13 protein-coding genes and 2 tRNA genes are annotated in these 22,428 nt (G+C 61.1%); 13 read left to right on the forward strand and 2 right to left on the reverse strand.

The annotated features are described in order from the left end of the window. Nucleotides 1-32 precede the first annotated feature (32 nt). From dnaA to ACWKY3_RS08690, 7 genes are all read left to right on the forward strand, one after another. The gene (gene dnaA, locus ACWKY3_RS08660; RefSeq protein ID WP_449316020.1) at nt 33-1,697 is read left to right on the forward strand and encodes a chromosomal replication initiator protein DnaA; all 1,665 of its coding nucleotides are present in this window, start codon (nt 33-35) and stop codon (nt 1,695-1,697) included. A gap of 930 nt (nt 1,698-2,627) precedes the next feature. After that, nucleotides 2,628-3,728 carry a DNA polymerase III subunit beta gene (gene dnaN, locus ACWKY3_RS08665; RefSeq protein WP_449316021.1) on the forward strand — a complete coding sequence of 367 codons (1,101 nt, stop codon included), beginning with the start codon at nt 2,628-2,630 and terminating at the stop codon, nt 3,726-3,728. Nucleotides 3,729-3,746: 18 nt separating this feature from the next. After that, nucleotides 3,747-4,859 carry a DNA replication/repair protein RecF gene (gene recF / locus ACWKY3_RS08670; RefSeq protein WP_449316022.1) on the forward strand — a complete coding sequence of 371 codons (1,113 nt, stop codon included), beginning with the start codon at nt 3,747-3,749 and terminating at the stop codon, nt 4,857-4,859. Nucleotides 4,860-6,080: 1,221 nt separating this feature from the next. Continuing rightward, nucleotides 6,081-8,030 (forward strand): DNA topoisomerase (ATP-hydrolyzing) subunit B, encoded by a 1,950-nt coding sequence (gyrB, locus tag ACWKY3_RS08675; protein WP_449316023.1) that lies wholly within the window; start codon nt 6,081-6,083, stop codon nt 8,028-8,030. A 438-nt stretch (nt 8,031-8,468) separates the two neighbouring features. Continuing rightward, nucleotides 8,469-11,048 carry a DNA gyrase subunit A gene (gene gyrA, locus ACWKY3_RS08680; protein ID WP_449316067.1) on the forward strand — a complete coding sequence of 860 codons (2,580 nt, stop codon included), beginning with the start codon at nt 8,469-8,471 and terminating at the stop codon, nt 11,046-11,048. 914 nt (nt 11,049-11,962) lie between these two features. Continuing rightward, nucleotides 11,963-12,109 carry a hypothetical protein gene (locus tag ACWKY3_RS08685; RefSeq protein WP_449316024.1) on the forward strand — a complete coding sequence of 49 codons (147 nt, stop codon included), beginning with the start codon at nt 11,963-11,965 and terminating at the stop codon, nt 12,107-12,109. Between the two features lie 426 nt (nt 12,110-12,535). Next, nucleotides 12,536-14,338 carry an MATE family efflux transporter gene (locus ACWKY3_RS08690; protein WP_449316025.1) on the forward strand — a complete coding sequence of 601 codons (1,803 nt, stop codon included), beginning with the start codon at nt 12,536-12,538 and terminating at the stop codon, nt 14,336-14,338. A 21-nt stretch (nt 14,339-14,359) separates the two neighbouring features. Here the strand turns inward: ACWKY3_RS08690 and ACWKY3_RS08695 are convergent, their stop codons facing one another. After that, entirely contained in the window at nt 14,360-14,872 is a 513-nt protein-coding gene (locus ACWKY3_RS08695; protein ID WP_449316026.1) for a bifunctional nuclease family protein, read from the reverse strand. Nucleotides 14,873-14,884: 12 nt separating this feature from the next. After that, entirely contained in the window at nt 14,885-15,847 is a 963-nt protein-coding gene (locus ACWKY3_RS08700; RefSeq protein WP_449316027.1) for a LysR family transcriptional regulator, read from the reverse strand. A gap of 517 nt (nt 15,848-16,364) precedes the next feature. On the opposite strand from ACWKY3_RS08700, the gene ACWKY3_RS08705 reads away from it, so the two are divergent. The 6 genes from ACWKY3_RS08705 (at nt 16,365) to ACWKY3_RS08730 (ending at nt 22,422) form a co-directional block, all read left to right on the forward strand. Continuing rightward, nucleotides 16,365-16,441 (forward strand) — tRNA-Ile (locus ACWKY3_RS08705). A gap of 145 nt (nt 16,442-16,586) precedes the next feature. Further along, nucleotides 16,587-16,662 (forward strand) — tRNA-Ala (locus ACWKY3_RS08710). A gap of 1,406 nt (nt 16,663-18,068) precedes the next feature. Further along, the gene (locus tag ACWKY3_RS08715) at nt 18,069-18,698 is read left to right on the forward strand and encodes a TetR/AcrR family transcriptional regulator (protein ID WP_449316028.1); all 630 of its coding nucleotides are present in this window, start codon (nt 18,069-18,071) and stop codon (nt 18,696-18,698) included. A 188-nt stretch (nt 18,699-18,886) separates the two neighbouring features. Beyond that, nucleotides 18,887-19,648 (forward strand): nickel pincer cofactor biosynthesis protein LarB, encoded by a 762-nt coding sequence (gene larB / locus ACWKY3_RS08720; protein WP_449316029.1) that lies wholly within the window; start codon nt 18,887-18,889, stop codon nt 19,646-19,648. Then, nucleotides 19,641-20,879: a nickel pincer cofactor biosynthesis protein LarC gene (gene larC, locus ACWKY3_RS08725; protein WP_449316030.1), complete on the forward strand. Its 1,239-nt coding sequence runs from the start codon at nt 19,641-19,643 to the stop codon at nt 20,877-20,879. The genes larB and larC overlap by 8 nt, the downstream gene beginning before the upstream one ends. Before the next feature lie 310 nt (nt 20,880-21,189). Continuing rightward, the gene (locus tag ACWKY3_RS08730; protein WP_449316031.1) at nt 21,190-22,422 is read left to right on the forward strand and encodes an MFS transporter; all 1,233 of its coding nucleotides are present in this window, start codon (nt 21,190-21,192) and stop codon (nt 22,420-22,422) included. Nucleotides 22,423-22,428 lie beyond the last annotated feature (6 nt).

Genomic DNA, 22,428 nt, shown 5'->3' on the forward strand with positions numbered 1-22,428 from the left:
CCGACGGAGGTTCCCCGCCAAGAAAGCAGCGTATGGACAGCCAAACACTCGAGCAAGCCTGGCAAGACGTGTGCAACCAGGTTAAAAGCTACAACAGCACAGACCCTTCGCAAATAGACGCGTTCTTCTCCCGTCTGCGCCTTCAGGCCATGAGCGAAGGGTTCGCCATGCTGACGGCCGACAACGACTTCATTAGAACCTGGATAGAGCGACATTATTCCTCGCTTATCAAACAAGCGTTCGAGGATTTGCATCGGGTTCCGTTCACCGTGATCATCGAGGTTGACGACACGGCGTCGAACACGGGCGGCCCCTCCGCCGCTGCTGCGCCCGCAGCGGCTGGGGCGGCGCCTGCGGCCGTCACCGCCGTCGCTGCGCCGGCGCCCACCGCCGCGTCGGCTGCGCCCGCAGCTGTCGCCGCCTTCGCCCCTGCGGGCGCCGCCGTCTCTGGCTCTCCCGCAACCGGCGCCGCCGCGCGCGCGGGCGCCGCGGCAGCGACGCGGCCCGATGCGATCCGCCCGATCGAAGCCGGTGGCGTCGCGCCTGCGCAATCCGGCTCGGCCGAAGCCCCGCGCACCGCCGACGCCCGCCGTGAGCCCAACGACTCCGCAGCGACCGACGAAAGCAGCCCGTGCGCCGAAAACCCCACGTCAACGCTCACGTTCGAGAACTTCGTCATCGGGGATTCCAACCGCATGGCGTACTCGATGGCTGTGGCGGTGGCCGAGATGCCGGGCAAAGCCCATCTGAACCCCCTGTTCATTTACGGAAAGTCGGGGTTGGGCAAAACGCACCTCATGCGCGCCATACAAAACTACGTGACCGAGACGATGCCCCACCTGTCCGTCATCTACGTGGACTCCGCCGAACTCCTCTCCGACTACATGGAGGCCAGCGCCGCGCACGACAAGGAGAAATCGAGCTACAAGAACTTCAAGACGCGCTACGAGGAGGCGGATGTCCTGCTCATCGACGATGTCCAATACCTTCAGGGCAAGAAGCAGACGCTCGACATCGTGTTCCAGATATTCAACAAGCTGACGAGCCAAGGGCGCCAGGTGGTGCTGTCGGCCGACCGCGCGCCGAAGAACATCGACATCGACGAGCGCTACAAGAGCCGCTTCAACTCCGGCGGCACCTTCGACATCCAGCCGCCGGAAATAGAGACGAAGCTCGGCATCGTGAAGAGCTTCGTGGACGAGTACCGCGAAGCCGAAGGCCCGGACGACTTCGACATCCCCGCCGACATCCAGATGTACATCGCGGAAAGCTCAAGCTCCAACATCCGCGAGCTGAAAAGCGCCGTCACCAAGGTCATCTACCAGATGACGTTCTTCAACCAGCCGAACCTAAACCTTAGCGACGTAAGGTCGCTTCTGGAGAACCACTTCTCCGGCGGCCCATCCAAGCGCCTGACCATTGCGGACATCCAGAAGGAAGTCGGGGCGTTTTACAAGGTGAGCCTTGCTGATCTCGTGGGAAAGAAGCGCACGCGCAACATCATCTATGCGCGCCAGATCGCCATCTACCTGTGCCGGCAGATGCTCGACCTGCCCTTCAACGACATTGGGAAGAAATTCAACCGAGACCACTCCACCGTCATGTACTCGGTCACCAACGTGGAGGAGAAGATGAAGGAGAACCGCGAGCTGCGCGAGGAGCTGGAGACGCTCCGCCAGATCATCCGCGAAATCTGACGCCCTGCCGGGGTGGGGTGCGTTGCTCGCGAGGGGTCCCGGACGGCGAAGGGGGCTGCGGCTTGTGGCGCCGGCGGGGCCTGCGGCTTGCGGCGGCGGGGCCTGCGGCTTGTGGCGGCTGTGCGACTTTCGGCTTGCGGCGGCGCCGGTTGCATCCTGCGATCGTCGAAATGTTTCACGTGAAACATTTCGGGCGCTGTGCGGATTCGCCGCTTTGCCAAGCAGCCCTCACACACACGATGGGCGTTTCCCGCGCGAACGCACGTGCCGCTCGGACTCGGCAGCCGAAAGCGGCACGGCGGGTTCGCTTCGGCCAACCGGGCTTGCCAACCCCCCTCTTCGTCGACAGGCGAAGAGAAGCGGCCTTGCAAGAAGGCCCCGCAAGAAACGCGGAGAGAGAGGCGGCCCCGAACGCGCTCGTCCGTGTTGCGGAAAAGCATGGGGAGAACCAACTGAAAGAACGCGCAAAACCTTCCGATTCCCTGGAAAGATAATTTTTGCGATAATTGGTGTTGAGGGCGGGAACTCGCTCTGCACACGCCGAAGAAGAGAGAATTCCCCAATTGACGTGGGGAAACAAGAGTTGTCAACATTTCCACCGTCCTTATTATTACAACTATTAAACCCTTATGCATATTAAAGAAGACCTTTTCCAACCCATCGAACCCATCAGATTCGTCAAAATCGATGCGCCGCTGCTCCTCAGCTCCGCCAATTCCCAACTCCGCCAACCCAAACGCGTCTTCCCCGACCCCGGATCCCAACTCCGAATGTTTCACGTGAAACATTCGGCAACGAAAAACAATCCATTTCGATCCGAAGCGAAGAAGCGAAGGAAGGACGCGGTTTTGCCGCGCCTCGCGTCACACGGCCCCTGGGTTGTGCGATACTGGAACCGCACGCGCAGACGGCGAGAGAAAGGCAGCGGTTGTGAAGTTCAGCATCAACCAAACGGAATTGCAAAACGCACTGGCTGTCGTCTTGAAGGGCATTGCCACAAGGTCGACGCTTCCCATCTTGTCGGGCATCTACCTTGACGCCCGCGCCGACTCTCTCACGCTCCAGGCTACCGACCTGGAACTTTCCATTCAGTACGAAGTCCCTGCGCTCGTTGAGGAAGAGGGGCGCGGCGTGTTGCCGGGCAAGCTGTTCTCCGAGATAGTGAAGAACCTGCCCGACGCTGCGGTGCATGTCGCCTCCGAAGGGGATTCCGCCGTCATCACGTGCGACACGTCCTCGTTCTCCATCAAGGCACTCGACGCCGAGGATTTCCCCGGATTCCCGCATGTGGACGTGCAGCAGGAGGTGTCCATTCCGTTTTCCCAGTTCGCCTCCATGGTCAAACGCGTCGCGCGCGTGGTGTCGAAGGACGAGAGCCGCGCCATCCTCACCGGCGTGCTCATCACCTTGGAGGGGACCTTACTCAAAATGGTCGCAACCGACTCGTACCGGCTGGCCATCACCGAAGCCGACCTCCCCGATTCGGTCGTCGAGGATTTCCAGGCGGTCATAGCGGGTTCGTTCCTGCAGGAGATCGCCTCGCTTCCCCGCACCGACGATCCGCTGAGGATCGCGCTGGCGGAGAACCAGATTGTGGTCACCTACCACGACACGGTGTTCATCAATCGGCGTATCGAGGGCAACTTCCCCAACTACCGCCAGCTGCTGCCCGACTCATATGCAACGCGCGTGAGCATGGACGTGGGCCATCTGGTGGGAGGCGTGAAGAGGGCCTCGCTGCTGGGGCAGGCGAGCTCCCCGGTCAAGTTCGGCATCGACGTCTCGTCGCAGACGGTCCAGCTTTCGGCGGCGGCACAGGACGTGGGCACCGCTCAGGAGACGCTTCCTTGCGAAGGGGAGGGGGAGAACCTGGAGATAGCGTTCAACTACTCCTATGTTTTGGAGGGTCTGGCGTCGATCGAGACGGAGCGGGTGTTTCTTGAGGTACAGTCCTCGCTCAAACCCGGCATCTTCAAGGCTGACGAGGGTGAGAACTTCCTGTACCTGGTCATGCCCGTGCGCATCTCGTAGAGCAGGGCGGCCTTTGGCGTGGGTCTGTCTATCAGCCATATAGCGCTGCGCGATTTCCGCAGCTACAAGTCGTTCGATCTGGAGAATGTAGGCCCGCTGACCGTGCTTGTAGGACCCAACGCCGTTGGGAAGACGAACGTCGTGGAGGGCATCCAGCTTCTGACGGCGCGCACGTCGTTTCGCAACCCGACCGTCGAGCAGCTTGTCCGCTCCGGCGCCGCCTGCGGGTTTTTGCGGGCCGATGCGGGGGATGGCAATCGCGAGCTTTCCCTGGAGCTGCGTCTTTCGGACGGGAAGAAACGCCACCTGCTGAACGGGAAGCCGAAGAGGGCGGTTGACATGCGCGGCATCGTCCCGTCGGTCACGTTCACGCCCGACGACCTTGAGCTTGCCAAGGGATCGATGTCCGTCCGGCGCGCCGCCGTGGACGCCTTGGGATCCCAACTTTCGGCCAACCATCATCTCATCAGGCGCGATTACGAAAAGGTGCTGCGCCATAAGAACAAGCTTCTCAAAGACGAGGCCGACCGCACCTTGGTGGAGAGCGTGAACGAGATGCTCATCACTTGCGGCGCCCAGCTCACGTGCTACCGCGCGGCGTTGTTCGAAAAGCTCTCACGCTCTATGCGCGCGTTCTACGAAGACATCTCCGATGGGCGGGAGAGGTTGGACGCCTGCTATGTTCCTTCATGGGAGGAGCATGATCCGGGGAAGGTCCGGACGTTCTCGTTCGCTCGTGACGAGGCACGGGAGGCGTTGGCGCGCGCTTTGGAGGCGCGCGGCGCCGAGGAGCGCGCGCGCAGGAGGTCGGTGGTCGGACCTCATGCCGATAAGATGGAGTTTTTCATCGACGGCCGCAACGCCGCGGTGTTCGGCAGCCAAGGGCAGCAGCGTTGCGTGGTGCTCGCGTTCAAACTGGCCGAGGCGACTATCATGCGCGAGATGCTGGGACAGAACCCGGTGCTGCTGCTTGACGACGTCATGAGCGAGCTTGACGCCTCGCGGAGGCGGGCGCTGGTTGCGTTTGTGACAGACGATATGCAGGCGTTCGTCACTACGACGAACCTGGACTATTTCGACGCCGACTTGCTTGACCGCGCGCGCGTCGTGCGGCTGGAAAGGCCGGTGTAGGCGCCCACGGACGCGGGGATCCGGGCATAGGCGCGCGGCGGGAATGTTTCACGTGAAACATTCCCCGTTGTTTCGACCATGCGCGAGACGAAGCGCTCCACCTCCAAGCGGTCAAGTGTTTCACGTGAAACACTCGGTGGGGAGAGAGGGAAGCGGGTCTTTGTTTTTGGTTGAGCGCGCGGGCTTTGGACTCCTTCGTGTGGTTTCATGCCGGAATGTTTCACGTGAAACATTCCGGCGTGGGCGAGGCGCTGCGCAGTGGTGCGTCACGTGAGGGAGCACGACGCGTCGCTGCGCGCGGCATGCCGCTCGGGAGAGTGCCTCGCGGTCGCCCCGTATGAGAGCGCGCAGGGGCGTGTCTCACGAGCGCTTCGCATGCGGGGTCGTCATCCGAGGTCGCATTTTGCGCGTGCGGGGGGGTGCCTCGCGAGGACTTCATTATGCGAAGGTTGTCGACAAAGGCCCGCCGGAGGGTATCCGCGCGCGGCCGCGGGATGCGATCTGGCGGAGAGGCGCGCTCGAGCGAAATCCCCGTTTCTTCGGATGCCGACACGCGCGGAACGGGGAAGGACGCGGTGTCCGTTGCCGTTTGCCGGGTTCGTCGCCGAAGAGCGGATCCGGTGCCGTATGGGGAGACTCGAAAACCGGGGGGCTGTAACAAAAGCCTCCGGCAAATAACGTCCCGAATGTTTCACGTGAAACATTCGGGACGTTCTCCAGCAATTGTTTCACGTGAAACATTCGGGGCGTTCTCCTTCGGCAACTCCGCCGTATGCGGTGCCTTGTTTCGGGCGCGGAGGTCAACGCGTTGTCGGGCAATCGTGCGAAACCCCGTTTCTTCAAGACCGATTCTTTCCCTTTCGCCATCTTCGCCCCCCGTCATTTCTCGTGCGCTTTTGCTCGCCCCTCGCTTGCGTGCCCCACCCCCCTCGGCCGCGCGTGTTCTCATCGAGGACCCTCCACCCCCCATTCGCCCCTCCTTCCGGACACCCCTTCGCCAGCGGCGTTCCAACGTGGTTCGCCGCCTGGCGCTGTGCCTCTTTCCTCGCAAAATGGCCTCACGGCAACAAAAACGACCTCGGGACGCACGCTCTCGCTCCACAGGCCATCACAGGGGCTTCAAACAAGATGTTTTTCATCCGTACCTTGCGCATCTGTGCTACAATTTTTAAGATTAGCGTTCAAGCGCCGTTCATCCACATATCGCACTACAAAAGGAGCATGTCAGTGGCAAACAAACCTGACCATTACGACGGTTCCGACATCCAAGTCCTCGAAGGCTTGGAGGCGGTCCGCAAGCGTCCGGGCATGTACATTGGCTCGACGGGTCCGCGCGGGCTTCACCACCTGGTGTACGAGGTGGTGGACAACTCCGTGGACGAGGCTTTGGCGGGGTACTGCACCCAGATAGAGGTGTGGATCCATCAGGACAACTCCATCACCGTCGCAGACAACGGGCGCGGCATCCCGGTGGACAAGCACCCGAAGGAGAAGATACCCACGGTGGAGGTGGTCCTCACCATCCTGCACGCCGGCGGCAAGTTCGGCGGCGAAGGGTACAAGGTGTCCGGCGGCCTGCACGGTGTGGGCGTGTCGGTGGTGAACGCGCTGTCCACCCGCGTGGAGGTGAACGTGCGCCGCGACGGCAAGGAGTACGCCATCGCCTTCGACCACGGCAAGACCTGCGAGAAGCTGCACGAGGTGGGCACCGCCAAGCACACGGGCACCACGACCACGTTCTGGCCCGACCCCGAGGTGTTCACCGAGACCACGGTGTACGACTACGACACGCTGGCCAACCGCTTCCGCGAGATGGCGTTCCTCAACAAGGGGCTCAAGATCATCCTGCACGACGAACGCGTTACCGACGCTGATGGCAACCCGCGCACCGACGTGTTCCAGTACGCCGGCGGCATCGTGGACTTCGTGAAGTACCTCAACGAGGGCAAGGAAACGCTCAACAAGCCCATCTACTTCGAGGCGGAGAACGTCGACGGCACGGTGGAGGTGGCCATGCAGTGGTCCACGTCCTACTCCACGAACTCCGTCATGGCGTTCGCCAACAACATCAACACGCACGAGGGCGGCACGCACCTCGACGGCTTCAAGCAGGCCGTCACGCGCACCATCAACGAGTACGCGCGCAACAAGGGCATCCTCAAGGAGAAGGACTCCAACCTCTCCGGCGACGACACGCGCGAGGGCTGCGCGGCCATCATCTCGGTGAAGCTGCACGACCCGCAGTTCGAAGGCCAGACGAAGACGAAGCTGGGCAACACCGAGATTCGCCCGCTCGTGCAGAACGCCGTGACGCAGGGGCTGGCCGAATACCTGGAGGAGAACCCCGCGCCTGCCAAGCGCATCATCGGCAAGGCGACGCAGGCTCTCAAGGCGCGCGAGGCCGCCCGCAAGGCGCGCGAGATGACGCGTCGCAAAGGCGTGCTGGACTCGTTCGCGCTGCCGGGCAAGCTGGCCGACTGCTCGTCGAAGACTCCGGCCGAGTCCGAGATCTTCATTGTAGAGGGCGATTCCGCAGGTGGATCGGCCAAACAGGCGCGCGACCGCAAAACGCAGGCCATCCTGCCCTTGCGCGGCAAGATCCTCAACGTTGAGCGCGCGGGCTTGCACCGTTCGCTGTCCAGCGACACCATTAGCTCGCTCATCACGGCCATCGGCACGAACATCGGCGAGGATTTCGACGCCGACCAGGCGCGCTACCATCGCATCATCATCATGACCGATGCCGACGTGGACGGCGCGCACATCCGCTGCCTTCTGCTCACGTTCTTCTACCGCTACATGCCCGAGCTTATCAACCGCGGCTACGTCTACATCGCGCAGCCGCCCATCTTCGGCCTCAAGAAGAAGAACTCGCGCAACCCCAAGATCGAGCGTTACATCTACGACGAGTCGTCGCTGTCGTCGGTGCTGGCCGAATACGACGAGCCTGGCAAGTTCGACGTGCAGCGCTACAAAGGCCTGGGCGAGATGGACCCCGAGCAGCTGTGGGAGACCACCATGGAGCCGGCCACCCGCACGCTGCTGCAGGTGAACATCGACGACGCCGCCGAGGCGGAGCGCGTGGTGAGCGAGCTTATGGGAGACTTGGTGGAGCCGCGCAAGGAGTTCATCCAGAAGCACGCGCGAGATGTCCGCTTCCTGGACATCTAGCGTTTCGCCGCCCGGGTCGCGGACGCTGCCTGCGCAAGCAGGGGCGTCAGGCGGCTCGCGGGAGGCCGCCTGACGCGCGAGCGCGGGTATTCGGCGGTCCGTGCGGCGTCCGAAGTTTCGCAGAGAAAATGTTTCACGTGAAACATTTTAGAACCGAGGAGACACATGGCTGACAACACTGAAGATTTCGAGCCGTCCGGGTCCTCTTCCGAGGGGACGGCTCGCGATGATGCATTCGGCAAGCTGCTCTCACGCGCCGAAGAGGATTACGACGCCGAGCGCGCCGACCGCGAATCGGAAGGAGAAGCGGCCGCCAGCGAAGGAGGCGACGCTTCCGACTCCTCCGCCGAAGGCGCATCCGCCGCACGGGACGCTTCCCGTCCCGTGCATGGGGCATCTGAGGAGGACCGCGCCCGGTCGCTCATAGATACCTCGTCCATGGGCAGTCCGCACGGCGCCATCGTGGAGGGCGCCAACGGGGGCGAAGGCACCATTGTCCGCTCGGCTTACCTGGGCAAAGAGATGCAGACCTCGTTCCTTGAGTACTCGATGAGCGTCATCGTCTCGCGCGCTCTGCCCGACGTGCGCGACGGCCTGAAGCCGGTACACCGTCGCATCCTGTACGCCATGAACGAGTCCGGCTACACGCCCAACCGTCCGCACATGAAGTCGGCGCGTACCGTTGGCGACGTCATCGGCAAGTACCATCCGCACGGCGATTCGGCCGTGTACGACACCATGGTGCGCCTGGCCCAGCCGTTCTCCATGCGCGTGCCGCTGGTTGACGGCCATGGCAACTTCGGCTCCATCGACGGCGACTCGGCGGCCGCCATGCGCTACACCGAGGCGCGCTTGGACAAAGCGGCCATGGAGATACTGCGCGATCTGGACAAAGAAACGGTGGACTTCCAACCCAACTACGACGAAAGCTTGGAAGAGCCCACCGTGCTGCCCGCCCGCTTCCCGAACCTGCTGGTCAACGGCTCGTCGGGCATTGCCGTGGGCATGGCGACCAACATTCCGCCGCACAACCTGGGCGAGGCTATCGACGCCACGTGCCTTATGCTGGATGACCCCGAGGTGTCCACTGAGGACCTGATGAAGGCCATGCCCGGCCCGGACTTTCCCACCGGTGGCATCATCATGGGCCGCAAGGGCATCCTGGACGCCTACGAGACGGGTCGCGGCTCGCTCACCGTGCGTGCCCGCTGCGAGGTGCAGGAGGGCAAGAACGGCAAGAGTTCCATCGTGGTGACTGAGATCCCCTACCAGGTGAACCGCCAGCGCCTGCTGGAGAAGCTGGGCGAGCTTGTGCGTGAAAAGAAGCTGCCCGAGATCAGCAACATCCACGACGGCGCCGACCGCAACTCTCCGGTTGACATCATCATCGAGCTGAAGAAAGACGCCATCCCGCAGGTGGTGCTCAACAAGCTGTACAAGCACACGCAGCTGCAGGTGGGCTTCGGCGTGATCATGCTGGCGCTGGTGGACGGCGTGCCGCGCGTGCTGTCGCTCAAGGAGATGCTGCACTACTACATCGCCCACCAGGAGGACGTCATCGTCCGCCGCACGCGCTACGAGCTGGCGAAAGCCGAAGAGCGCGCGCATATCTTGGAGGGATTGATCGTCGCGCTGGACAACATCGACGAGGTCATCAGTATCATCCGCTCCTCGCAGACCGACCAAGAGGCCGGCGAGCGCCTGACCGAGCGGTTCGGGCTGACGAAGCGCCAAACCGACGCCATTCTGGAGATGCGCCTGCGCCGCCTGACCGGCTTGGAGCGCGAGAAGATCCAGAACGAGCTGTCCGAGCTGCTTGAGCGCATCGCCTACTACAAGCGCGTGCTTGGCGACCCGGCCCTCGTGCGCGCCATCATCAAGGAGGAGCTGCAGGAGGTCAAGAAGAAGTTCGGCTCGCCCCGCAAGACCCTTTTGTCCGAGGCGGCGAAGGACCTTGACGTGGAGGATCTTATCGCTGAGGAAAACATGGTGGTCACGGTCACGAAGTCCGGCTACGTGAAGCGCCTGCCGGTGGCCACGTACCGCCAGCAGAAGCGCGGCGGCAAGGGCATGCAGGGCGTGAACCTGAAAGACAACGACTACGTCGAGCATCTGTTCGTTGCCTCGACGCATTCCTTTATGCTGTTCTTCTCAACGAAGGGCAAGGTCTACCGCCTGAAAGTGTACGAGCTTCCCGAGGCGTCGCGCCATGCGCGCGGCACGGCCATCGTGAACCTGCTGCCGCTTGAGAAGGGCGAGACTATCAGCGCCGTCATCGCCACCAAAGACTTCCCCGGCGACGAGTACCTCATGTTCGCCACCGCCCATGGCATGGTGAAGAAAACCTCGATGGACCAGTACGACCGCACTCGCCGCGACGGGTTGATTGCCATCAACTTGAAAGATGGTGACGAGTTGATAAGCGTGCGGCGCGTTGCCCCTGGTGAGAAGGTGCTTATGGTATCTTCGGCCGGCAAGGCCATCATGTGGGACGAGGGCGAGGTGCGCGCCATGGGTCGCGCCACGGCTGGTGTGCGCGGCATGAACGTGCCCCCTATCGCCAAGGTGCTGGGTATGGAAATAGCTCAGCCTGATACTGATCTTTTCGTCATCACGGAGAAGGGCTTCGGCAAGCGCACTCCGGTGTCCGAGTACCCTGAGCATCATCGTGGCGGCCAGGGCGTGTTCACCATCACGATGACCGAGAAGAAGGGCCTGCTTGCGGCTATGAAGATAGTCGGCGTGGAAGACGAGATCATGATCATGTCCGAGGAGGGCGTGGTCGTGCGCACTCCGGTGTCCGGCATTTCCGAACTGGGACGTTCCACCCAGGGCGTGTGCGTGATGAAGGTGGCCGAGAAGGATCGTGTGACTGCGGTGGCCATCTCGAGCCGCGGCAAGAAGAAGAAACTGGGCAAGAATGACGAGGCATCCGACGTGGACGAGTCCCAGATTGACGACATGGACGAGGACGGCTCTGCGGTCGAGGCCGCCGGCAAGGAGTCCTCTGGCGAGTAGTAGGACCGTTCGTAAGGCGGAGGCCCCTTGGGCGCTTTTCGCTCAAACGGATAGGTTTGCGAAACCGCCTGCCACGCACGGCAGGCGGTTTTTTGCGTTCTGAATGTTTCACGTGAAACATTCAGAGTGTCTGATGAGGGGAGATTGGAGCGTTTTATGGGTGTGTGGTGGCGATAGCGGCTGAACCGAAGTCAGTGAGCGAGCGACGGCTGGTTGGATGTTTCTGTTCGAACGTTGCTGGTTGAGCGTCGCTGGTTGGCGTTGTTGGTTGGTGCCGCTGATCAACAGCCTATGGTGGTCGTTCGTTGGACGGATGTCTTTGGCTGATGTTGGGTGACATTGCGGGTGGCACGTTAGTGTCAAATGACGTGGCGGGTGGAGCGTTGGTGTAGGGGTGACGTGGTGAGCGGAGCGTTGGTGTAGGCGGGTCCTTGTCGAAGGTTTCGGTTTCTCGCACCCCTTGTTTGAGGGATAAAACGTGGTGGAAAATAATTTCGCGTTGAAATGTTTCACGTGAAACATTTCGGCGTTGGGATGCGCAATGCTTTCTTCTGTTGAATTGCTCTTCAACTTGAGAAAAGTCCGAAGCGCCCGCATCAGCGCGCCGCCCGCCGCAACCCGCCACCCGCCACGACCCGCCGCCCGCCACGACCCGTCGGCTGTCATAACCCGCCACCCATCACGACCCGCCGCCCGTGCAACCCGTCGGCTGTCGTAACCCGCCGACCATCACAACACGCCACAAGCCGGTGACCGCACGACCCGCCGCCCGCCGCAACCTGCCGGCGCCGCAACTCCTAGGAGATTTGCGCTGTTCTTGGCGCGGATTTCCCTGCGGCCTCGCGAGGGTGGCGTCTTGCGAACAGGATGGTTCGCGAACGGACGTCAGCGGACCCGTTTAGAGGTTGTTTCGCTTGTTGCAGCTGTTCCGCCTGCGAGCAGACCTGCAGTTTCCAAAGCGTTTTTCACGCGCCCTGATCGATACGGCTTATTCAGGATTGGATGGCTTTTCCACTTATGTTGTTCGCGATGAGCCTGTTCCGCAAGTGAAGGCGTTGTGATGGCGTTCTCAAATGGGTGATGGGAAGCAGCCTGCCAAAGGGCGGAGCGTTTCGTGAACGGCGGTTCTCTTTGGAGGTTCACTTGGAAACGAAAGGCTTCTTGAAAAGGGTGCCTCGTAGGCACGCCGCCTTGCCGAGGAGCGTTTCAACCCTCTGAATGTTTCACGTGAAACATTTCATGATTACAATAATTATAAATTAACGAAACGGGAATGCAGAAACCGTGGACTCTTAAGGCTCTCAGGGGGCGATTGTTGCCCTGCCGTATACTGCACGCCTCAAAAGCGAAGAATGCGAAAGGAGGTTGCCTTGTCGGTTGCGGCTTGGACACAAGGGATTCGCTTCCGCGCTGCGGATGCGAAAGCTAGGGTTCTGCGCACGCAGGCCGGTGCGCGCCGCTCGCGCGTTGCTCGCGCCGAGAGGCCCTTGGCCGACAGGACGGAGGCGCGCGATGTGCTCCTGCTGTCATTCCCCTTGTTCGTGGAACTGTTTATGCAGATCATGATGGGAAACGTCAATCAACTCATGCTCGTTTCCCAAGGAAGTGAGCCGGCGGCAGCGGTGGGAAACGCGCTTCAGATACTCAATATCGTGACTGTTGTTCTTTCCGCTATGAGCACGGCGACCACTGTTCTTGCGACGCGCGCCGTTGGACGGGCTTTGCCGGAAACGAGGGTCTCAGAGGTGGGGGCGGTTGCCCTGGTGGTGAACGGTGCATTATCTATCCTGATCACAGCATTGTTGTTCGTGTTATGGCCTCAGATGCTGGCTTTGCTGAACGTCGATCCGTCAATCAGGGATATGGCGTCGTCGTTCCTTTTGATCGTGGGGGCGAGCACGGTCGTTCAATCGTTGTTCTTCACGTTCACGGCGCTGCTACGCAGTCAGGCGCGGGTCAAAGACGTGATGTTGGCGAGCCTTGCAATGAACGGTGTGAACGTTTTGGTGGGCGCCTCGCTGGTTTTCGGCGCGATCCCGGTGCCGCTTTCGGGGGTGGAAGGTGTCGCCGTTGCGAACGTGGCGGCGCGCATGATTGGATTGCTTGTTGCGTTTTACCTGGTGAACAGGCATACTTGTATTCATTTGAGCATTTCTCTTGTGAAGCCGTTCCCTTGGGGAACACTGAGGGACATGCTTCGCGTTGGCGTGCCGTCCTCCGGCGAGCAATTGAATTACGATCTTGTCCAAGTGGTCATCCTGTCGTTCATCAATGTGTTGGGAACCACGGTGGTCGCGGTGAAGGTGTACTGCTCCATGGTGGCGGGCGTTGCGTATCTGTACTCGCTGGCGCTTTCGCAGGCAATGCAGATCGTTTTGGGGTATTTATTCGGATCTGGGCGCTTCGACCTGGTGAAAAGACGGGTGTGGATGGTCGATCTTGCAGCGGTCGTTCTGACCACGTGCGTGTCGGCGGCCTTGTGGCTCAATGCGGATACGGTGCTCGGCTTTCTCACCGACGACCCTCTTGTGCGCGATCTAGGGGCTCGGGTGCTGTTCATCGAGATGTTCTTGAGCGCAGGACGCGCCGTCAACATAGTGATGGTGCGGGCCCTTGTGGCGGTGGGGGACGTGAAGACGCCGGTGGCGGCGAACGTCGCGTTCTCGTGGGTGTTTGCCGTAGGAGGCGGGTACGCGCTGGGCATAGGGCTTGGTTGGGGCATCGTGGGCATGTGGGCGGCCATGTGCGTTGACGAGTGGTTGCGCGCTGCCTTCCTGGTGGCGGCGTTTGCTCGCGGACGATGGAGAACTGTCGCCGAAAAGGATTTCAGCCTGCGCGAAAGCGCAGATGGGAAACGGGTGAGCGAGTCTTCGTCGCATGCGAAGGGGGCGGCGTGCGACCTTCTTGATAGCGACAGGTCGTCTGCGATGTCCACGCCTCCCGTGTCGCATGCGCCAACCGCTCTGTCCGCGACGCCCCCATCGACCTTGGCGTTTGCGCCGCCCTCGCCGCCCGCACCGCACTCGTCATCCGCGCCGTCCGCAGCGCACTCGTCGATCCCAGCGCCCGCACCGCCCTCGCCGCCCGCACCGTCCGCAACTCCCCCGTCATCCGCTCCCTCTGCGCCGCTGCCTTCTCCCTCCCCGTCTCCCTCGCCCGAGCCGCGCAAGCCGCGCGAACCCGCCGCGTCGGGCGTCGGGGCGCTGGCGGCGCTCGCTTCAGCCGACGAGGGGGCGCTTCCGGAAGCTGTGGCCGATTCGGCCGCCGCCGCAATCGCGGCGTTGTGGTGACCGCTTGGCGCCTTCGCCCGATCAGCTTTCGAAATCTTCGGGGGCTATCCCTTCCAGGAAGCGGTGGAATTCCTGAATCTCCTGCTCAGAGACGGAATGGTTGTGGGAGGACCTGAACATGTAAGGGAAAGAGGCGCGCTCCAACACGTCCTCTTCAATATAGATAGGCGCTTTCTGCCTGATGGCAAGTGCCAAAGCATCGCTTGGGCGCGCGTCAAGGTCCACCAGTCGGTCATGCTGGCGAAGCGTCAGGCGGGCGAAGAACGTGGCCCCCTTCACATCGTTGATGACCACATGGTCGACCCGCGCATCGAGGTTGGTGAGCGCGTCGAGGAACAAGTCGTGGGTCATAGGGCGCGAGAACCGCGCCTTTTCAAGGGCGATGCCCATCTGTGTGGCCTCGTTCACTCCCACCCATATAGGCACGATGCGAGATTTTCCCGTTTGAGGGGTTTTCTCCACCGGGTTCAGCACGATGATGGACGGAGCGGGCGCAGTGGAGACGATCAGGGTTTGGATGTTGACTGGTACCATCGCATCTCCTTCCTACGACAAATGGGCCAAAGGCGGAGCCGGTTTCGTGCGGCTTGCCCGATTATACCGCTGCGAGGCCGGGCGCGACTTCAAAAGACGTTCGAGCTTGCGCGCGGCCTGCGATGAGCGCCCTTTCGGCAGGATCAGGCACAAGGGGATGGGGATCCGGTCCTTCTCGGCCAAAGGGACGGTTGTGCTGAAGGGGAGCATCTCGCCCAGGGCGGGAATGCTGGCCATGAGGGCGTAGGCGTTTTTGAAGTAGAAGGCCCCGGCGGCCCCGACGCCGCTGTGCTCGGCGAACGGAGAGGCAAGGCCGGCCTTTTTGTAGGTGAGAAGGATGGAATCGTTGAACTGGTCGAACGTTGGCGAGAAGATGACTGGGAATGATGCCAGGTCATCCATGGTCACGCTTTCCCTTTTTGCCAGGGGGTGGCTTTTCGACAGGCACGCGCAAGCATGGACGTGCCCTACGGTCAGGCATTCGAAATCGGGGTCCGACAGCGTTCCGATGGTGATGATGGCGTCGTAGGCCCCTTTGTCGAGGCCCTTCATCCCCTCCTGCCCCGAACCGAGCGAAAGCTCGGTGGGCGTTCCAAGAAACGCCTCCGCAAACGAAGTGGCCTGGCGCATGGCGCTGTCTTTCATACTGAACGAAGGGGCGCAGACAAGGACCCTCAGCTTGTCGGGCTCTTCGAATTGAATCTGGGCGCTTGCCAGGTTGCCCTCGGAGACCATGGCTTGCAGGTTGTCGAAAGCGGTCAGCGCGTCTTTGGCGCGTTCGAAGAATCCTTGGCCGAAGGTGGTGAGGCGCATGCCGCTGTGCTCGCGGAAGAACAAAGGCTCTTTCACATCTCGTTCAAGTTCGTTGATGGATTTCGATATGGCCTGGGCGGTGACGCCATGCAATCGCGCCGCTTGCGAGAGGCTTCCCTCTTGCGCAACGGAAACGAAGTATCTGATTTGGTTGACGTTCACCTCTGCCTGCTTTCGCGTTTCCTCGTTCTTCCGGCGGCGTCTTTGTTACGTGCCGCGCCGTTTTGCTGGAGTCCTTCGCAGCAAGACCCCGTGAATTCCAAGTGACCAATCACGCACGACAAGCGTACCATATCGCCTTTTGCAAGGGGCCGTAAAGGGGGCCGATTCGATGTAAGATCATGGCGCTGTCGGCGACTTGCCCGACTAAAAGGAGCTGCGGGCGAAAGCCGGCGGTATAAAGATGAGACGGCTGCTTTTCTGTTGGGGGAGCGCTTTGCGGGTGCGGGCTTGCCACCGGTGAGGGACTGCGCAAGGACGTTTCCGCGGCGCGTCCAACGCATGCTATGGGGGGAGGGGTGCCTTAAGAGTTTCAGGGAAGCGCGTCGGGGTCTTAAGGGGTGCTCCAAGGGTCGCCTTGGGCGCCTTGGGCGTTTTGGGTCGAAATTGGAAAAATGAATCGAAAAAAATCCTTGACCCCATGCTTCGGTTTGAGATAAAGTAGTTGAGCACTTTTTAAGGGCCCGTAGCTCAGTTGGTTAGAGCGCACGCCTGATAAGCGTGAGGTCGCTGGTTCAAATCCATTCGGGCCCACCATGTTGCGATAAACGCTCCACCGTGAGCCGAGTTTGCCGGTGGAGCGTTTATTAATGTTCGGAGAGGATTCTGCGCGTCCGCTTGGTTGTGTCGAATGTTTCACGTGAAACATTCGCGACGCGTGGCAGCGCGGAACGATGCGAACGGGGCGTTAGCTCAGCTGGGAGAGCGCGGGCTTTGCAAGCCTGAGGTCAGGGGTTCGATCCCCCTACGCTCCACCATTAAAACACCAGGTCAGAGCATGTTTTTGCTCTGACCTTTTTGTTTACCCTGTCAATTCTGACCAAAAATCAGCCGAAATGACTCACCAACTCGAACGCTTATAATTTAATTTCTGACCGATGAAACCCGATTCGGAGAAATCTCTTGTGTAGGTTTTGCTCATGCTCGCAAAGGACTATTACGAGCTGCGAGGATGCGATCATGTTGAAGATGATCGTTCGTTAGTGCGCTTCATGAAGCCAGGCGCTGCGCGAAAATCTGTCAGGGGACTTTTTTCAAGAGAGCGTGTTGGGCATTTCCAAACATGCGCATCTTACAACTTGGAACGATGGGTTCGTATGCTGGCGGGCACTCATGCCGATGGACTCGCATGCCGATGAATTTGCGAACCGAATGTTTCACGTGAAACATTTTTTGAGGCCCGGCGGAGGCTTCGCGCAGGGCGGGTGGAGGACCCGGCAGTGAAAGCGCTGACGCGGACCCGGCGGCGGAGGTGTCGCGGCAAGGCGCTGCGCTGGGGCTAAGGCGGAGACGCTGAACTGGGGTGTTGAGGCGAGGAGTTGCGCTGGGATGTTGAGGTAGGGGCGCTGAGGTGGACGCGTCGCGACACGTCGCGCCGGGGCACGGCGGTGGACGCGCCGGGGGTATTGCAGCGAGGTCGCACAGGGGGTGCGCTGGGTGCTTCGTCAGGCGTTTGCGTTTCGCATGACGGAGCGGTAATTTCACGACCCGAATGTTTCGCGTGAAACATTCGGGTCGTTGCGGCGTTGCCAAGGCTGCGGTGCAGGAGCGGTAACGGAGTCTTGCAGCGGAATGCCGCAGCGACGCACCGCAGCGGAATGCCGCAATTGGACCGCGATGAAGGGCGGCGAAATGGTGCAGCGAGGCACTCGCGGAGGGCATGCGCAGCAAGCTGTCGCGCGCTTCGCTGCCTTAGAGGGGCATCGTAGAGGATCCCACGTGGCTCGGGGTCGCCGCGCCGCCGAGCCGCCGAGCCGTCGCGTCGCCGAGCCGCCGCGCCACCAAACCGCCGCGCCACCAAACCGCCAAACCGCCGCGCCGCCAAACCGCCGAGCCGCCGCGCCGCCAAGCCGCCGAGCCGCCGAGCCGTCGCTCCGTCGCGCCCGCGCCTCGCGCAAGGTCGCCGCGCTCGCCATCCCACGTCAACATGCTGCGCTAGGCTGCGCCACAGCAAATTGCCGCTCCCAAGGCTGCCGTCCCGCGCAACGGCGCGTCGGCGAGGCGCCGTATCAGGCACTCCAGCGGAATGCCGGCGTGCAGGCAACGTCCGGGCACCGAGGTATTCCAATGTTCGGGAGATTGCCGGAGAATTTCCCTTTCCGTAGGAATTTTCAAGTTTTAAACTACACCTCAAAGCGGTGCCTGACGCATGGGGGACGGTCGTATGAAGCAAGATCTGACAAAGAAGGCATTCTCAGAGGCGCTTTGCCGCTTAGCCCGGCAGAAGAAGCTTGATGACATTCGCGTCAACGACATCTGCGAAGAATGCGGGCTGAGCAAGAAGGCGTTCTACTACCACTTCAAAGATAAATATGATCTTGCTGCTCATACGGTGAACAAGCTTCAGGGGGAGTTTCTCTGCGACTACCTCAACTCGGGGGATTTTTTCACCGACCTGGAGGAGGGCAATCCCGTCCTCAACAAGATGGACATGCGCTTCATAGAGTACATGCAGCGGATCAAGTGCCTGTGGTTCGAAGCGTACCCTCAGCCCTTGGGAGCCAACCTCACGCTGAAGTCGACCGATTACAACGAACCCGATTCCGTCAGATACCGCGCGGAGTTCGAAGGAGCGAAAACCATCCTGAAGAACCATTTGAAAGAGGAGGGCCACTTCCTGGAGGATTACCTGCTCGCCATCGCCGCAAAGAACCTTTGCGATCTGGCGCAGAGCTTCTACGACAGGTGGCAGTACGGAAGCATCCCCGAGGAGGAATGCAGGGAACTTGTGGATCTCAACAGGGCCCTGGTCGCGTTCTGGGTGTCTCATGGAACCAAGCGCCATGGTTCCTAAAAGGCTGAAAGTGACCAAATAGCCCGAACCGCTGAAAAAGGAGTATTTGCGCCCGTTTTCCACTTCATGAATGGCCGCTCGACGATTTCGGCCGTACGGTTGCCGTGGGAAAGCTCCGCGCTTTTCTCGCGCCTAGCCTTGCAGACAAGTCGGCGCGACGGCTTCCTCGCTTTGGAACGGGGGTTTCTATGGACACCAAGCAAGATGTTCTGCATGTGCTCCGCTGCGTTGCCGAAGGGTGCAAAACACCCGAAGAGGCTCTTCTTGAGTTGAAGATGGCTCCTTACGAGGATGTCGGCTGCGCAAAGATAGACCACCATCGAAGCGTTCGGCAAGGTGCGGCGGAAGTGATATACGGGGCGGGAAAGAATCCTAATCAGATTTCCCAGATTGTGGGAGCCATGGGAAGAAAAGGCGGCCGCAATATACTGATCACCCGCTTGTCGCCAGAGAAAGCGGCCGCGATAGACCCCGCCATTCCGCTTGAGTACCGCGAGATTCCGCAGCTTGCCATAGCGTTTCCCTGCGAGCGTCCTTTGAGGGGGAAGGTTGTCGTTGCGACTGCCGGAACAAGCGACGCATCTGTCGCGGAGGAGGCAGCGTGCACGGCCGAGGTGCTTGGAAGCCGCGTCGTTCGCATGTTCGACGTTGGCGTGGCGGGGCTTCACCGGCTTCTTTCGAACCTCGATGCGTTCATGGCCGCGCGCTGCGTGGTGGCGGTGGCGGGAATGGAGGGTGCGCTTGCCTCTGTCGTGGGAGGTTTGGTGGATTGTCCGGTCATCGCCGTGCCCACGAGCGTGGGCTACGGAGCGAACTTCGGAGGGCTTTCCGCTTTGCTCTCCATGCTCAACTCATGCGCGTCGGGGAGCAGCGTCGTCAACATAGACAACGGCTTCGGCGCGGGATATCTGGCCAACATGATCAACCAGATGGAGGGCATCGATGAGTGAGAGCGGAAAGACGATCTACATCGAGTGCCTCATGGGGGCTGCCGGCGATATGCTCTGCGGTGCGTTGTACGAGCTGATAGACGACAAGGAGTCGTTCAAGCGGGAGCTTGCCGCTTTGGGGATACCGGGGGTGGAGGTGATGTTCGAACCTGCCACGACCTGCGGGATGGTGGGAACCCGTGCGCGAGTCCTCGTTCACGGGACGGAGGAGGGAGGGCACCTTCATGGCCATGAGAACGACTCCGACCACCGGCAAAGCCACCATCACGCCACTCCCGGAAGCGTGGGGAAGATCATAGACGCGCTCGCCGTCCCCTCGCCTGTCAAAGAGCAGGCAAGACGCGTCTACGACGCTATCGCCCATGCGGAGGCGAAGGCCCATGGATGCCCCGTCGGCGATGTGCACTACCACGAGGTGGGGGCTTTGGACGCGGTGGCGGACGTGGCTGTCGCGTGTCTTGCGCTGCACAGGATAGCCCCTTCTCGCGTGGTGGTCTCCCCTGTACACGTGGGTGCGGGCTTCACCGAGTGCGAACATGGCATCATGCTCGTTCCCGCACCTGCGACGGTTCGTTTGCTTGAAGGAGCCCCTCTGTACGGAGGAGGCGTGCAAGGCGAGCTTTGCACGCCGACGGGGGCGGCGCTGCTCGTTCGTTTCGCAAATGAATTCGGACCGCTTCCACCCCTGCGCGTGGAGAAGATGGGCGTGGGGGTGGGATCCAAGCAATTCGATCGTCCAAATTGCGTGCGCGTCTTTTTAGGGACGGAGGATCGCGAGAGGGAACCGCGCATCGTCGAACTCGTTTGCAACATAGACGATATGACGCCAGAAGAGCTTTCGTACGCGTGCTCGCAAATTCTCGGGCAGGGGGCGCTTGACGCGTACCTTGTGGCGGGAACGATGAAGAAGGGCCGGCCGGGTTACGTGCTGACCGTCCTTTGCCCCGAGAAGGACGAACGGGAAGTGGCCGCCTGCGTGCTGAGGGAGACGACGACCAACGGGTTGAGGGTTCATCTTTGCGGCAAGGTGTCTCTTGAAAACAGCTGGGAAACAGTTGGAACGGCGTGGGGCAACGTGAGGGTGAAGCGCTCGTCTGGCCGCGATGCGGTTCATTGGAAGCCCGAGTACGACGACGTGGCCGCCCTTGCCGCGCACCATCGCATTCCCATCCGAACGGCCATGGACGAGGTGCGCGCGGCGTACGGAAACCGCGCGGGCGCAAGGCCCTAAGAAGCGTTTTTAGGACGAAGCGCCCCGATTGAGCCCCGCGCGCGGCGCCGATTGAGCCCCGCGCGCCGCGCCTTCAGGGTGACGAATGCGGGAAAAGGGCTCTTTCCCCACTGATTCGCATTTAGGTGATGGCCCCCTTCAGGGAAGGCTCCTATCATCGAAGGCACGGGAAGCTTCTCCGATTCGGCATGTAGACGCAGGTGGTTCCAATGCAAGCGGCATTCGCTTGGGCATCCTTGCTGTCTAAAAACCAATGCATGGTCATTCGAAAGGAGGATGATCGGTATCATGGGGGGGCTCTCAAGAGGATGTGGCGCGGCGAGGCAACGGCATCCTTCTCATTGTGGGCGCGGCTTCGCTGTTCTTTCTCCAAAGCGTTTCGAACGGTCTTCTTGCCGCGCTGCCCGGTTTGTCCGAGGCGTTTCCGCAGTACAGCGTTGACCAGGTGTCGATGCTCACAAGTTTGGTCATGGTCGCTTCCATTCCGACGAACATCTTCTGCCAGGCCATCATCGGCCGCATAGGATTCAAGCAGACATTGTTCGTCGCGTTCGCCCTGTACTTTATCGGGGGCTTGACGCCGTTTTTCGTGCGGGACAACTTTGCTCTGATCATGGTGTGCCGTGTGGTGGTGGGTCTAGCGTTCGGCCTGTTCCTTCCCATGGCCCCCACGTATGCGGGCGCGAAGTTCGGCGAGAGCACGCGGGCGAAGCTGCTTGGGTGGGGAGGCACGCTCTCGGGCCTTTCGGGCATGATTCACACCCAGGTGGGCGGCATCCTTGCGAACGGGGATGTGTGGAACGTGTTCCTTTACCACCTCCTTGTCCTGCCCGTGCTTGTTCTTGCCCTGTTCATCCCCAATCTCCAACGCAAGGCGGCGCGTCAATTGTCCCAGGAGGATTCCGCCCAAGAAAGCCTTGGAAGGAAGGAGAGGGGAAGGATCCCTGCTCTTGGGTGGTTCGTCATCGTGTTCGCGGCGCTTTCGTTCTTCTTCATTTACCCGACGCTCATCTACGTGTCGTCCATCGTCGTCAACACCGGCATGGGGGATGCGGCGACGGCGGGTACGGTGACGGCCACGTTCTCGCTTGCCGGATTGCTCGTCGGCCCAACGTTCGGCGTCTTCTACAAAAAGCTGGGGCTACACACGATGACGTTGTCGTTCGCCATTGCGATGGCGGGGATGTTCTGCATAGGCTTTGGCGCTTCCATCCCGCTGTTGATAGCGGGGTCCATGCTGGTCGGGTTCGGATACACGACCATCGTCACCATGGCCCCCATGATCTACAGCATCGTGTGCCCCGGTCAGCTGACGTTCGCGGTGGGGCTTACCAACGCGGCGAGCAGCGCTTTGTCGTTCGTCTCGCCGTTCGTGTACACGTTTTTGTCAGGGTTCGCCGGCATGGAGGGAGACCTTCGGTTTTCGTTCTACTGCGGAGGCACCCTGCTTTTGGCGAGCGCGGTTGTGATCGCGATTGTGCTGAGGCGTGTAGGCCCTTCGTTCGGAAAGGGGGATGGGGCTTCGGCGGACGGAGCCAGCTAGCGCGGT

Source organism: Rubneribacter sp., from assembly GCF_965361815.1.

Coding starts and splice junctions, on each gene's coding strand:
- larC (WP_449316030.1), top strand. CDS start 19,641: ATGAGTGAGAGCGGAAAGACGATCTACATCGAGTGCCTCATGGGGGCT.
- gyrB (WP_449316023.1), top strand. CDS start 6,081: ATGTCAGTGGCAAACAAACCTGACCATTACGACGGTTCCGACATCCAA.
- larB (WP_449316029.1), top strand. CDS start 18,887: ATGGACACCAAGCAAGATGTTCTGCATGTGCTCCGCTGCGTTGCCGAA.
- gyrA (WP_449316067.1), top strand. CDS start 8,469: ATGGGCAGTCCGCACGGCGCCATCGTGGAGGGCGCCAACGGGGGCGAA.
- ACWKY3_RS08715 (WP_449316028.1), top strand. CDS start 18,069: ATGAAGCAAGATCTGACAAAGAAGGCATTCTCAGAGGCGCTTTGCCGC.
- dnaA (WP_449316020.1), top strand. CDS start 33: ATGGACAGCCAAACACTCGAGCAAGCCTGGCAAGACGTGTGCAACCAG.
- ACWKY3_RS08695 (WP_449316026.1), bottom strand. CDS start 14,872: ATGGTACCAGTCAACATCCAAACCCTGATCGTCTCCACTGCGCCCGCT.